The following is a 13,171-nucleotide window of genomic DNA, read 5'->3' on the forward strand; positions in this document are numbered from 1 at the left end:
TTCTGAAGGTGCGAGACCAGCCCGGTTATCGGGGCGGCGCGGTGGCGAGCGCTTCGAACGCCGCAGGGCAGATGGCTTTGCCGGCTAGGCGGCGCATGATGGTCAGCACCTCATCCCAGGGCAGGCTGTCGCGATAGGGTCGTTCCGCCTGCAGCGCTTCGCAGATGTCGGCCACCGCGAGCACGCGCGCGGCAAGCCCGAGATCGTTGCTGCCGATGCCGCGGTGATACCCGGTACCGTCGAGGCGCTCGTGGTGTGCGGCCGCGACATCAGCCAAGGTCCGAAACCGGTCGATTCGGCTCAGGATCTCATAAGTGTAGCCGGTGTGTTTCCGCATGGCGGCCCACTCGGCGTCGTCGAGCTTGCCAGGCTTATCGAGAATCGTGTTGGGCACACCGAGTTTTCCGATATCGTGGAGCAGGGCGGCCCGACGGAGTTCGCGGAGTTCGCTGCTGCTGAAGCCCATCCGGTCGCCGACTTCGACGGCAATGGCGGCCACGCCGGTCGAGTGCTGGTGCGTGTAGGGTGACTTCGCGTCAATGATGATCGCGAACGCTTCGGCCACCTGGTCGACCCGCGTCTCGTCGGCGAGGACGACGCGCTCCTCCGGCTCGTAATCCCGCACCAGGTCGCGGGGATCTTCCGCAGCGAGCGACTGCCAGAATGCGGTGTCGCTCTCGATCGAATCGAGGGCGGTGACCAGCTCCGGGTCGAACCAGGTGCCGCTTCGGCGCCGGGCCATATCGAACGCGGCGGCAACACCGCGCTCGCTCAGGAACACTTCGAAGGTCTGAGCCAGCGTCAGAACCCGGGCATAGAACGGGATCTGCTGTCCGGACAGACCGGCCGGGTGACCTCGGCCGTTCCAATGCTCGTCGAGGCAGCGGATCGCGTGTGCGGTGTCGGCCGACAGGCCCACCATTTGGGCAATGTCGGCGCCGCGCTCGCAGCGAGTCGCGATCATCTCGCGTCCGATCCGCTCGGCGGTGACGGCAATGCGGGCCATCTGGCCGACCCGACCGATCAGGCTGGCGTTAGCAGCGGTGTGGCGCCAGGCGTAGCCCGCGGCGGGTCCCTTCCGGGTCCAGTCGATCAGCTTGTGCTCGCGTTTGAGCAGGCGATCGTCGGCCTGGAAGAGCTGGCTCAACCGGGCGGCGTTGGAGGAGCACCCGGCGTCTTTCATCAAAAGGGCAAAAAACAGGTCGGACCGGCCGGAGGCGTCGAGGCCGATCAGCTCGACCAGTCGCATTCCGATGATACAGGCCCGGGCAGAATGCCCCATGGTCTGTCCCTCGGTCAGGTCGAGAGAGTAGGACAGGGCAGAGACGATCTCCGAGAGGCGCAGCTCATCGGTCTCGACAGACTTGCTGTTTCGGCCGAGTTCGCTGATGCCCATGGCTGCATCCCGATGATGCGTTAGCGTGGCCTTCGAGCAAGGCATGTGCCGCCTTGCTTCCGAGAGACCGAGATCAGCCCGCTCGGCTCTGCTCCTTCTTCCAGGTGTCTTTGAGCGTCACGGTGCGGTTGAAGACCAGCTTGCCAGGCGCGGAATCCAAAGGGTCGGACACGAAGTATCCGGTCCGTTCGAACTGGTAGCGGCTCCCGATGGGGTCGCGGGCCACGCTGGGCTCGATCTTGGCGCCCGTGACCCGGACGAGTGACTTCGAGTTGAGCAGGGCAGTGAAGTCCTGATCCTCATCGGCTTCGGGGTCTGCCACGGTGAAGAGTGGCTCATAGAGGCGCAGCTCGCAGTCGAGTGCGTGCGGCGCTGACACCCAGTGGATCGTGCCCTGAACTTTGCGCCCGTCCGGGGCGTTGCCGCCGCGCGTTGCCGGGTCGTAGGTGCAGTGCAGCTCGACGACCTCACCTGCGGCGTTCTTGATCACGTCGGTGCAGGTAATCAGGTAGCCGTACCGGAGCCTGACCTCGCGTCCAGGGGCCAGCCGGAAAAACTTCTTGGGCGGATCCTCCATGAAATCGTCGCGATCGACGTAGATCTCGCGCGAGAACGGTACCATCCGGGTTCCGGTCTTGGGTACGTCGTGCGGATAATAGGAGGCTTCCAGCTCCTCGCTCTGTCCCTCGGGATAGTTGGTGAGCACGACCTTGAGCGGATTGACGACGCAGAGCACGCGCGGGACCCGCATGTTGAGGTCGTTTCGCACTGCGTGCTCGTACGCGGCCAGTTCGGTTCGCGCGTCCTTCCGGGCCACGCCCACGGCATCGCAAAAATCGCGGATCGCTTCCGGCGTCACACCGCGGCGGCGGATGCCCGCGAGGGTGGGCATCCGTGGGTCATCCCAGCCCGTGACGTGACCTTCGTTGACGAGGCGGAGCAGCTTCCGTTTGCTGACCACCGTATAGTCGAGCTGGAGGCGGGCGAACTCGGTCTGTTCGGGTGGTTGGACGAAGCCGAGTTCGTGGAGCAGCCACTCGTAGATCTCACGATTGTCCTTGAACTCGAGGGTGCAGAGCGAGTGGGTGATTCCCTCGATGGCATCTGACAGCCCGTGCGCAAAATCGTAAAGCGGGTAGATGCGCCAGGCATCACCCTGTCGGTAGTGGTGCGCATGGCGAATCCGCATCAGGACGGGATCGCGCATGATCATGTTGGGGTGTGCCAGGTCGATCCGGGCACGCAGCACGTGCGCCCCGTCGGGGAACTCCCCAGCCTTCATTCGCGTCAGCAGGTCCAGGTTCTCGGTGACCGAGCGGTCGCGATACGGACCGGGAGTGCCCGGCGTCGTTACAGTTCCACGGTTGGTCCGGATCTCATCTTCCGTCTGGCTGTCGACGTAGGCCTTGCCCTTCTCGACCAACCGGACCGCAAACTCGTAGAGCTGCTCGAAGTAGTCGCTGGCGTAGCGCTCCTCGTCCCACTCGAAGCCGAGCCAGCGGACGTCGCGCTTGATGGCCTCCACGTAGCGGACGTCTTCCGTCGCTGGATTGGTATCGTCGAAACGCAGGTTGACGGTGCCGCCGTACTCGCGTGCAATGCCGAAGTTCAGACAGATCGACTTGGCGTGCCCGATGTGTGGATAGCCGTTCGGTTCGGGCGGGAAGCGGGTCGCAATCCGGCGGCCAAATCGATTGCTGGCTGCGTCCTCCGCAACCATTTCTCGAATGAAGTCCCGGCGAGGAGTTTCCTGGGTCACGGCCGCGTCCGCATGCAAAAGGGGCGTTGAAAAAGGGCCTCAAAAATACACTGGCGGGGACGGTTCCGTTCGGGGGCGGTCGACTGCTCGCTCGACCCGGCATCGACGATCGGCCCCAGTCGCGGGCGGTTTGCCGTGGTCGGGTGCTGTAACGTCTTTTGCGAAAGGAGGTTAGGTCTGTCGGTGCCGAGCGACTGTGCTGCCGTTTGGTTGCCTCATTCTGCGGCCTTGGGTACCCTGGGACGGTCCCGATGGGGTCGAGGGTTGGTCGCCGTCCGAGGCAGGGTGAATGACAAGGAGAATCGATGGATAACCTGATGCGATGGTTTCGTGAGCTGATCGACTGGACCGGACTTCCGCCCAATGTCGCCGATATCACGACGACGGTAGCCGGGATCCTAGTGCTCGCGGGCCTCGCGTGGTTCGCCAACGTCGTGGCCAAGCAGGTCATCCTTCGCGCGGTCAGGGCGGTGATTGCCCGGACCCAGTTCCGCTGGGACGACGCGATGCTCGAGGCCGGCGTGTTTACCCGGCTTTCGCACCTGGCTCCGGCAATCGTCATCAATGCCATTGGGGGCGACGTCCTGGGGGGAAGCCCCGAGGTCCTGGCCGGACTGCGGAGCGCGGTGACCACCTACCTCACCTTCATCTGGCTGGCGGTCGTCTTCGCGGCAATCGACGCGATGCAGTTGATTGCCCATCGATCCGGTCACGCCGAACGGATGCCGATTAAGGGGTTTGGCCAGGCGGTCAAGCTGGTGGCGGCGCTCATCGGGATCATCATGGTGCTCGCGGCGCTGCTCGATAAATCTCCAGTCTACCTCCTGTCGGGGCTCGGTGCGCTGACGGCCGTGCTGCTGCTGGTGTTTCGTGACGCCATCCTTGGCTTCGTCGCCGGGATTCTCTTGTCGGTCAATCGAATGGTCCAGGTGGGCGACTGGATCGAGATGCCGAAGGCGGGCGCCGACGGCGATGTGATCGACGTCTCGCTCACCACGGTCAAGGTGCAGAACTGGGACAAGACGATCACCACGATTCCGACGTATACGATGATCTCGGATTCGTTCAAGAACTGGCGCGGCATGTTCGAATCCGGCGGGCGCCGGATCAAGCGGGCGCTCAACCTGGATGTGCGCTCGGTGCGCTTTGCGACCCCGGATATGGTCGAGGGATGGCGCCGGATCGATCTGCTCACGCAGTATCTGGCCGACAAACAGATCGAGATCGAGGAGGAAAACCGGAGGCAGGGTACCGATTTGTCGATCCTGGGCAACGGGCGCCGCATCACCAATCTCGGCACCTTCCGGGCGTACTGTATCGCCTATCTGCGGGCCCATCCGCGAATCCATCAGGACATGACGTTTCTCGTCCGCCAGCTTTCGCCCACCGAGCACGGTATCCCGCTCGAGATCTACGTCTTCACGAATGATACGCGCTGGGCGGTGTACGAAGGGATTCAGGCCGATGTCTTCGATCACCTCCTGGCCGTCGTCCCGGAATTCGATCTCCAGGTCTTCCAGGACCCGTCCGGACACGATGTAACACGGGGTGTCGAGGTATTGCGTGGTATCCCCGCCGCCTGAGGCGGCCGCCAGCTACGGCACCTCGACAGGTGCGGATGACGCGCCGACGATCTCCGTGCCGCCGATATCGACGGAGAAGCGAGGTCGGAGCCGATAGCTGCCTGTCTTGCCGGGGATGCTGACGCTTCCGGTCAAGGTGCCGCCCGCCGCCAGCGGAATCGGTGCGGCGGCGAGGGCGGCCAGGCAGAATCCGCTGACGTAGGGTGCCCAGCCGGCGCTGGTCGCGTGCTCGACGACGACGCTTGCCTGATCGCCGCAGGCCGGTACGAACACCTGGACGCCGCCGCGGTGGTCAGTGTGAACGGGATGGTGATGCGCTGGTCGTCGCGCGAAACTGCCGCCCGATCGGGCGTGACGACGAGGGCTGATTCGGGCGAGGCAAGCGAGTCGCTGCAGGCCGCCGCCAGGAGCAGGAGTCCAAACGGGAAGGGTCGATCGCATCGGAACCTTCGATAGGGAGAATGTCGTCCCGCCGGGCGGGACGCGAGCGCCCGCCTGCGGGTGCCATCTGATTGGGGCTGACGATCGCCACCACGGGGAGTCCGGTCTTAGCCGCCTCGAGGGCTACATGACTGTACGTGCTTCCCTAAATATCGTAGTCAATCGTACCAAACGACGCGCGGTCCGGCGCGATGGCGTGCTGCCGAACCGACACGCCGCCGGAGCGGTTACCCGGACGGCTGGCTGTCGTCGCGGGTGCGGGTCGTCCCCGGCTCGGGTGAGTCCGAACGGGTCCGCCGCCGGAACACGTACCAGTAGAGGGCCAGGTTGAGGACGAGTAGGAAGGCGCCGAGGGCCAGTTGGATAGCGCGAGTCAGGCCGTCTGGATAGATGAGCGGTGTGAGGTAGTGCTCGATGAAGCCCCCACTGTACCCGGTCTCGCCGGCGCGGCGGCGGAAGTAGTTCTCCAGCGGCGTAAGCGGGCAGGTAAAGTTGCCCCACCCGACGATTACGCCCCACGCGGCCAGCGGGAGGTGGAGCCAGACGAGCCGGGGCCAGCGGAGCAGGAGCAGCGCGCCCACGGCCACGAAGGCGATGAAGGCGAGGTGGACCACCAGCGTCAGGTCGGCCAGGACGCGCATCATGCGTGAACCATGGCCGGATTCAGGGTGCCTGCGTACCTGGTGGACGGTCCAGCTTGAGCTCGAATAGCCGCGGCCATCGCTTGCCGGTGACATACAGATGCCCGGTTGCTTCGTCGAAGGCGATGCCGTTGAGAACGTCCTCGTCCGTTTTCTGGGCGCTGTAAGCGGGGAGCAGGCGGCTCAGGTCGATGACCTCGAGGACCGTTCCGTCTTTCGGATCGATGCGAAGGATCCAATCGCTCTGGTAGACATTGGCAAACAACTCGCCGCCGATGTATTCGAGTTCGTTGAGCTTGTCCGCCGGTTCCCGCGAGGAGTACCGGACCTTCACGGCGCGGCGGAGCGCAAAGGTGGCGGGGTCGACGAATCGTAACGAATCGCTGCCGTCGCTCACGATCAGCGAGGCGCCGTCGGTTGCGAGACCCCAGCCCTCGCCGGCGTAGGGAATCGAGTCGATCAGTCGGAAGGCCGTTTCGTCGTAGACGTAGGCGATCTGCTCGTGCCAGGTGAGCTGGTACAGCTTGCCGCCGAGCGATGTCAACCCCTCGCCGAATCGGGTGGCCGGCAGGGGAATCCGTTGCTCGACTCGGCCGGATTTGAGGTCGACCTTGCGCAGCTCCGAGTGTCCGTAGCGTCCCGTCGATTCGAAGAGCGGCCCGTTGCCGCGATAGACCAGGCCCTGGGTGTATCCCGAGGTATCGTGCGGATACTCGGCGATGACCGTATAGCCGCGCGGCGCGGTCGTCGCGGCTCTGGCTGCGCAACCGCTAAGGAGGGCGATGGATCCCAGGAGGCCCGCAGCGGTGGCGACGATGCCCAGGGTGGTATGAGAGCGTACAGACATGCGATCGGACCCTCGACGCTTCGCGTTGTAACAAAGATAGCGGGTGCGTGCGGGTGTAATCGTTTTCAGTCGTCGGGAGGGCAGATCTCGAGGGCTGTGGCACGCGAAGGTCGCCCTCCAACGCGGATGACCTAAGGCCAAGACTCCGGAGGAATGGCCGAAATCCGTATAGGGCCAATCGGCCCTATTGCACAGGTAGGCTCGTATTCCGATATTCTTTAGAACGAAGGTGCCGAGCAATCGGTACACTTCCGGTTGGGCCGCTCGCTGGGGTTTGAACGCCTACTGTACTCGTTGTATAGCTCAGGTCGTCGTCGACAGTGCGGCCGAACGTAGCAGGTCTAGGGATTCTCAGGAGAATTCGAATGCTAGCGCGTCTCTTCGGGCAGAGTCTAGTTGCCGCAATGGTGATAGTCGGAAGTGCATGTGAGCGAGAGCCGACTACGTTCTCGGTGGCGGAGCCCGGGGCGAAAGACGAACAGCGTGCCGAACTTGTACCGACCTTCAGAGTCGTCGAGATTGGAAGCACGACTCAAACGATCACTTTGACGCCCCAAGATAACAACACCATTGTCGGTCCAGTTGGTATAGGTACATATGCAAGGACAACCCTGCTCCGCGTAGTGGCTTCCGGGACAATTACGCCGATTACCAACTGGGGTCCGCCGCCGCCGGCTGGTTACTTTGGTACAGTAATAATCGGTCCCTTTGATCCCGGTGGCTTCTGGGTTTCGAACACTTGCCAGGCAAATGTAGTAGTGCAGTTCTCTGTCCAGGGAAGCTACGGGTTCTGTTTTTATCCAGGTATGCCCAGAGACTTTGACGTTGCATTGTTAGTCCGCGGTGACGGAGGAGTACTTTGGAATCCACATCCGGCAAACATCACAGCTGCAAGCCCCACATGCAATAAGACCACTGTTCCGTGTTACGTGTATTCTGGTGAAGATATTACGGTCACGGTCGAAAAGATTCGCGCCGATGTAACATTCCTTCCCGATTCGGTCACGATCTATCGCGGGGATACAGTTACCTTCTCTGCATCGATCACGCCCACCCATTTTGATGGTGTTCAGGTTCCATTTGGAATCTCGAGTTACTGGGTATTCCATCCCGATGTTGGGAGTCCACAGAGCGTTTGTCTGCCCAATATGGCAGTCTGCAACTATGTGCCATCAAAGTCTGGTACGATGAAAGTAAGTGTAATTGCTCAAGGGGACAGTCTGGCCTTCTCGAGTCGTGTTACGGTGCTTCCGCGCCTAACGGTTAGTTGCTTACCTGCCTCACCCACGCGGGCCGAGACCGTTACGTGCACAGCGAGTACTGTCGGAAACGTTCCGTTCTCAGTGTCTCGTTGGAAGTTTGAGCCAGCCGATTCGGCCTTATCGGCAATCACGGTGATTGATCCTGCAGATGTTTGGTCCGGTGCAGCTGTCACCTCCGGCATAGTGAGTGTTGTGGCCAGCATTTCGGGTGTCTCGGACACGGCGTTGGCGTCCATTGGCGTTGAATCTCGTGGCTGGTCGTGGACTGACGGATCGAAGTGGAACATGGTCCAGGACACTCTTCCACTGTGTACTTTCTATCAGTCCTTCTTAATTGACAGTACTGGGTCCCTCCCAGGAGACGGCACGTTGGGGGTCAATCGTGACGTGCGATCTTGCATATACGGCCCGGGCCTTCAGGATTGGATCCAGCCTTCTGCGACCGTATTCCCCGATAGCGGCGCGATTCCTACGGTCGTATCAACCGGTCCCAATCAGGGCCTATGGTATATTGGATCGGCCCACTACCGGATTCAGCGTGCATCTGAACTAAACCCTAGCCTAGGGCCGAATGGCGCGGTCGATTCTCTGACTCACGGGGATGATCTTTCCATTTGCCGGGCTGCCCTTGGACTAGGTCCGACGGATCCTGTCATTGTCAACTTTTACACATACAATAAATACTGTCAGTATCACGATATTGATCTATGGCGGAGCCTCCTTCTGGCGCACGAGTTTATGGGCACTAAGGTGCCAAACACCGATTGGAGTGTTGCGAATGGCCATCAAGCACGGGCCTACATAGGTGCCCGTTTGCCTGAGAATGACCCCTATCAGATTACCGAGCCACTGGTGAGAGCGAGTAGAAGTCATCTGGTCAGTGCTGTTTCTGGGTTGGTGTCAGGAGCAAACGAGCGAATCGAAGGGTGGTCTGATGTGGCTCATCTTCATGTCTATGACAACGTGGGTACGCATCCATCGTGCATGCGCACTTTTATGCTTGACATGAGGTATTCTCCACCGAAATACCAGTTCGATATGATTGTATTGCCAAGAGTGGGAGGAAATAAGTGTCAATAGGCATCGATCCTGTTAGGCCGGGCTGGAGGCACTCAATTGCTCAGGTGCTTTGTGGTGGTTTGACTGTACTTGGAGTCCTGGTTGCTGATGTAAAGGGTATTGCAGCGCAACAGCCACCGGACGTTCCTCAGCCTGCGGCGCGTGTGCTGGACAGCTTAGAGAGGGCGGCGGAGGATGCTCGTAACCCTCGCCGGCTTGAAGCGGTGGGCAAGATTGCGTTCGAATTCGGTAACCCGCGTAGCCGGGGCTTGATGGTCACGTTGCCTGGGGTGGTTGACCGCCTTGCGCGAGTGTATCAGCAGGCTCGAAGCGATGACCGGTTGATGCGCTCCTATATAGTTAAGGCGGTGGCTGTCCAAGCCGAGCAGCGAGATGCTGCCGCTTTCCTTGCAAATGTCGCGCGGGAACCGGCAACGCGACCACCCTCCGCCGAGCGGAGCCATCCTATGGTTGCTCATAGCAGTACATCGATACAGCTGTATGCAGTCGGCGGGCTGGAGGGGTTGGGTGATGAAGGGGTTGCAGCACTGCGGGAGCTGTATCGTGCGGGCTCGGTGGTTGAACCAAAGGCGAAGGCATACCTCGCGGCTTCGGCAAAAAGGGACTTTCGGCTGCCGCCTCTCTAACTCGGGAGTGAATTAACAAAGACCTTCGGCGGCGATTGCGGGCTCTGGCGAGCTCCGGGGGTTATTCGGACCTGAGGCGCGCTCGGGCCCGCTGTGCTGCTCCTTCGAATTCGGGCTGGCCGAGTGACACGCCCCGTTCGGCGATGTCGAGGGCTTCCCGGTACTGCTCAGTCGCCATCAGACATTCGAACAGGCGACTCCGCATTACGGTCGCATCGGAGTGGTGAGCCAGGCCCTTCGTAAGGACCGCGATAGCCTCGTCGCAGCGGCCGATCCTGCGGAGGGCCTGTCCCCAGTCCTCGAAGACACGGCGATCCCCTTGATACAGTGCGGCCGCACGCGCAAAGTAGGGAATGGCCGCTCGAGGATTTCCGCGCCACGCCAATTCCATTCCGTACGACTGGAACCCACGATAGCTCCGCGGGCCGTCGATGACGGTTTGGGCCAGGGTCGTTTGGGTATCACGCCAGATGGCTTGTCGCGAAAAGCTCCGCGCAGATCCCAGCACGATCAGCGTCGCCAGGACTCCGCTGAACACCGGGCGCAGGCGTTCCGCACGTGCCGCTGCCCACGCTCCAGCTGCGACTCCCGCCAAGATTGCGCCGACGCTCGGAAGGAAAAGCGTTCGTTCGGCAATCACGATACCCGTCGGGAAGAAGATGTTGGCCACCGGAAGCAAGGCACAGCCGGTCCATGCGAGCCCCAAGGTCACGGTTGGTGCGGATCGGCGAGCCAGGACCGCCAGAGCTATCAGGGTGACCAGCAAACCGAGGCCGACCACCACTGGGGTCAACGTTGCTGGCATGGCCCCGTATGCGGGTGGGCTGTACTGCGTCTCCAAGTGCCGGGGCCAGACGAGGAGACGGATCCATTCCGCAATCATGGGTGACATCACCAGCACACGCTGTCCCAGGTCGAGCGTGTCGAGTTGGGCCGCAATCGCGCCCTGACCCAACTTTCCCAAGACGAGGTATCGGCCCAGCAGCATTCCCACGGCCGAAGCCAGCAGCACACTGAGGGTTGGTCCGATCGCGGCAAGGCGAGTGCGGAAGGATTCGCTTCGACCGACTGCCATGAACTCGATCAGGACGATGAGGCCCGGCAGGACGAGCCCTTGCTCCTTGGAGGCGCTCGCGAGAACGAGGAGGATGCCCAAGACCAAACGTTGCCGGAGAGCGGGCACGGCTCCCGTTCGGCGAACGTCCAGATAGGCGGTGCAGGCGAGCAGGACGAAGAGCGTCATCCACAGTTCGCCTTGTCCGACCACGTTGGCGGTTGCCTCGACGTGAACCGGATGCACGGCAAAGAGCGCGGCAGTGGCCACCGCCCCCACCGGAGAAAGCAGGCGGGTGGCCAGCCGGTACACCGAGAACGTTACCGCGGCGGTGAGCAGCAGGTTGAACAGGTGAAAGACCCACGGCGCACCGGCGCCGAGTTGCCATTGAATCGCGAACCACCAGATGGTCCAGGGTCGGTAGGCGGCGCCGAGGTCGCGAGGGGGCCAGTAGCTCTGCTGAGCATACTCCCATGGCGGTGCGAGACTGTGAACCTGCGCGTTCTCGAGGATGATGTGGACGTCGTCGAACGAGAACCCGTTCTGGAGTGAACGCGCCGTCGCGAGCAGCACCAGGCCCGCGATCAGCAATGCCGCGCCGGGTGTGATCGTCGGTTTCCGACCGCCCGTCATGACCCGCTGGAATCCTCCGGCGGCGGAGGCGGCAACTTGACCGTACCCGGAAGGGCCCCGACTGCCTGGGCGCTGTCCGCCGTCTGGATATATGTCTGGAGCAACCCGATGGCCCGGGGCTGGGTAACATGCTGGAGCGCCTCACGCGCGGCAGATCGTGCCTCGGTATAGTGGCCGAGGTCCAGCAGACAGGCGATGAGGCTGGCCCTCGTGGCGGTTTGCTCGGAGGACAGCGTGAGGGCTTGACGATACAGAGGCACGGCGGGAGCGCATTGACCGTCGAGTCGGAGCTTGTCGGCAAAGTCCACCATCGGACCCCAGTTGGTGGGGTAGAGCGCGATGGCCAGACGGTATTCTCGCTCGGCCCGGCCTTGAGCGCCTGCCTGAAACAGGAGCTGGGCAAGGGCGTGGCGCGCCCGATACGAGAATGGCGCATCGATCGTGGTCTGGTACCAGAAGGTGATCTGATCCTTCCATACCCGCTGGCGGCTCGCGCTTCGCGTCGTGCCCATGACGAGGATGGCGGTCAACCCGGCAACCGCCGCCCAGCGGACGAGCGGGGTAGCCGCTTTCACTCGCGCCATGAGAGGTTCGGCGAGGCCACCGATGGTCAGCATCATGCCGATGCTCGGAAGAAAGAGGGTCCGTTCGGCGAGAACGATGCCAGTAGGGACCAGGACGTTGCTGACCGGGAAGAGCCCGATCCCGGTCCAGAGCAGCCCGAACGCCACGACCGGGTGCCGCTTCCAGGTGAGAATGGTCAGCGCAACGGCCAGTCCGAGCAGAAGCGCGCCTTGCGTCTGGTCGATTCCCCATGCCGCTGCCTGCTCGATTTCCCTGGGCGAGTAGTCGCCCTGCAGGTTGGCCGGCCAGAGTAACAGGCGGAACCAATGGGGCACCACGGCCAGCATGGTAATGGCCCGACCGCCCATCGATTGCCCGGCCAAGGCCTCGGCCGTGAACGTACCAACCGGATCACCTCCGAGGGCCAGCGTTCGGATGGCGAAGAACGAGGTCGCTCCCAATAGCATGACCAGCAGCAGCGGGCGGATGGCGGCCAGTCGCGTCGTGAGGGGCCGGTTGTCGCGAACGATGGTCAACTCCGCCGCGACGATCAGGCCGATGATGACGAGCCCGCTTTCCTTGAACAGCGTCGCGGCGAGATAGAGAGCGAACAGGGTGGCGCCGTGCCGTGCCGTGAACTCCGAGCCTTCCCGGGCTCGGAGATAACAGAGCGCCGTGAGACACGCCAGCAGTCCCACCATGATCTCGGATTGGTTGACGGCAACGGCGACAGCTTCCACATGCACCGGGTGGATCATGAACAGCGCAGCGGCGACCCAGGCGGCACCGAACGGCAGGAGGAGTCGCGCCAGCATGAAGACAGCGAACCCGGCTGTCGCGTACATCAGAATGCTGGCCAATCGGAACGCGAGCGGTGATCCGCCCCCCAATTGCCATTGCACCGCGAATCCGGTCGTCGCCAGAGGACGGTACAACGCGGGGGGGAACGGTTTGGGCCAATAGGACTCGGAAAAGAACGCCCCGGGACTCGTCAATTGGTGGACGATCGGGTTCTGTTTGATGACCGGAAGGTCATCCTGGGCGTAGTCGTTGCCGAGGCCGGTTACTGTCGCGGCCAGGCAGAGCCCGGCGAGGGCGAGGCCGGCAAAAAGGTTCGGTCGGGTCATGAGAACCCCCTCCGTTGCAAGAACCGGGGAACCTCGGCGGGCACCCCATTACCACCCTCCGGCCTCCGTCCGCTTGCAAAGTCCAACGCGGCGGCGCCAACAAAAGCCTGCATCCTGGCGTGCAACATTCTCATAACGCATTTAAAGGCAACGGGTTG

At 62.4% G+C, this 13,171-nt stretch carries 8 protein-coding genes; 1 reads left to right on the plus strand and 7 read right to left on the minus strand.

The features are described from left to right. Nucleotides 1–25: 25 nt before the first annotated feature. Together KF785_14455 and KF785_14460 are read right to left on the minus strand one after the other, a co-directional pair. Entirely contained in the window at nucleotides 26–1,396 is a 1,371-nt protein-coding gene (locus KF785_14455) for an HD domain-containing protein (protein MBX3147963.1), read from the minus strand. 73 nt (nucleotides 1,397–1,469) lie between these two features. Beyond that, on the minus strand, nucleotides 1,470–3,116 hold the full coding sequence (locus tag KF785_14460; protein ID MBX3147964.1) for a glutamine--tRNA ligase/YqeY domain fusion protein: 1,647 nt from the start codon (nucleotides 3,114–3,116) through the stop codon (nucleotides 1,470–1,472). A 356-nt stretch (nucleotides 3,117–3,472) separates the two neighbouring features. Between KF785_14460 and KF785_14465 the strand changes: the two genes are divergently transcribed. Next, entirely contained in the window at nucleotides 3,473–4,738 is a 1,266-nt protein-coding gene (locus tag KF785_14465) for a mechanosensitive ion channel (GenBank protein MBX3147965.1), read from the plus strand. Between the two features lie 12 nt (nucleotides 4,739–4,750). Here the strand turns inward: KF785_14465 and KF785_14470 are convergent, their stop codons facing one another. The 5 genes from KF785_14470 to KF785_14490 form a co-directional block, all read right to left on the minus strand. Beyond that, nucleotides 4,751–5,011 carry a hypothetical protein gene (locus KF785_14470; GenBank protein MBX3147966.1) on the minus strand — a complete coding sequence of 87 codons (261 nt, stop codon included), beginning with the start codon at nucleotides 5,009–5,011 and terminating at the stop codon, nucleotides 4,751–4,753. Between the two features lie 395 nt (nucleotides 5,012–5,406). Beyond that, nucleotides 5,407–5,823, minus strand: coding sequence for a DUF2784 domain-containing protein (locus KF785_14475; GenBank protein MBX3147967.1), 417 nt, complete (start codon nucleotides 5,821–5,823; stop codon nucleotides 5,407–5,409). A 19-nt stretch (nucleotides 5,824–5,842) separates the two neighbouring features. After that, the gene (locus KF785_14480) at nucleotides 5,843–6,667 is read right to left on the minus strand and encodes a glutaminyl-peptide cyclotransferase (protein MBX3147968.1); all 825 of its coding nucleotides are present in this window, start codon (nucleotides 6,665–6,667) and stop codon (nucleotides 5,843–5,845) included. A gap of 3,029 nt (nucleotides 6,668–9,696) precedes the next feature. Then, on the minus strand, nucleotides 9,697–11,322 hold the full coding sequence (locus KF785_14485) for a glycosyltransferase family 39 protein (protein ID MBX3147969.1): 1,626 nt from the start codon (nucleotides 11,320–11,322) through the stop codon (nucleotides 9,697–9,699). Then, the gene (locus KF785_14490) at nucleotides 11,319–13,013 is read right to left on the minus strand and encodes a hypothetical protein (GenBank protein ID MBX3147970.1); all 1,695 of its coding nucleotides are present in this window, start codon (nucleotides 13,011–13,013) and stop codon (nucleotides 11,319–11,321) included. The genes KF785_14485 and KF785_14490 overlap by 4 nt, the downstream gene beginning before the upstream one ends. Nucleotides 13,014–13,171 lie beyond the last annotated feature (158 nt).

The organism is Gemmatimonadales bacterium (assembly GCA_019637315.1).
Lineage (GTDB): Bacteria > Gemmatimonadota > Gemmatimonadetes > Gemmatimonadales > GWC2-71-9 > SHZU01.

Coding starts and splice junctions, on each gene's coding strand:
- KF785_14455 (MBX3147963.1), bottom strand. CDS start 1,396: ATGGGCATCAGCGAACTCGGCCGAAACAGCAAGTCTGTCGAGACCGAT.
- KF785_14460 (MBX3147964.1), bottom strand. CDS start 3,116: ATGGTTGCGGAGGACGCAGCCAGCAATCGATTTGGCCGCCGGATTGCG.
- KF785_14465 (MBX3147965.1), top strand. CDS start 3,473: ATGCGATGGTTTCGTGAGCTGATCGACTGGACCGGACTTCCGCCCAAT.
- KF785_14475 (MBX3147967.1), bottom strand. CDS start 5,823: ATGATGCGCGTCCTGGCCGACCTGACGCTGGTGGTCCACCTCGCCTTC.
- KF785_14480 (MBX3147968.1), bottom strand. CDS start 6,667: ATGTCTGTACGCTCTCATACCACCCTGGGCATCGTCGCCACCGCTGCG.
- KF785_14485 (MBX3147969.1), bottom strand. CDS start 11,322: ATGACGGGCGGTCGGAAACCGACGATCACACCCGGCGCGGCATTGCTG.
- KF785_14490 (MBX3147970.1), bottom strand. CDS start 13,013: ATGACCCGACCGAACCTTTTTGCCGGCCTCGCCCTCGCCGGGCTCTGC.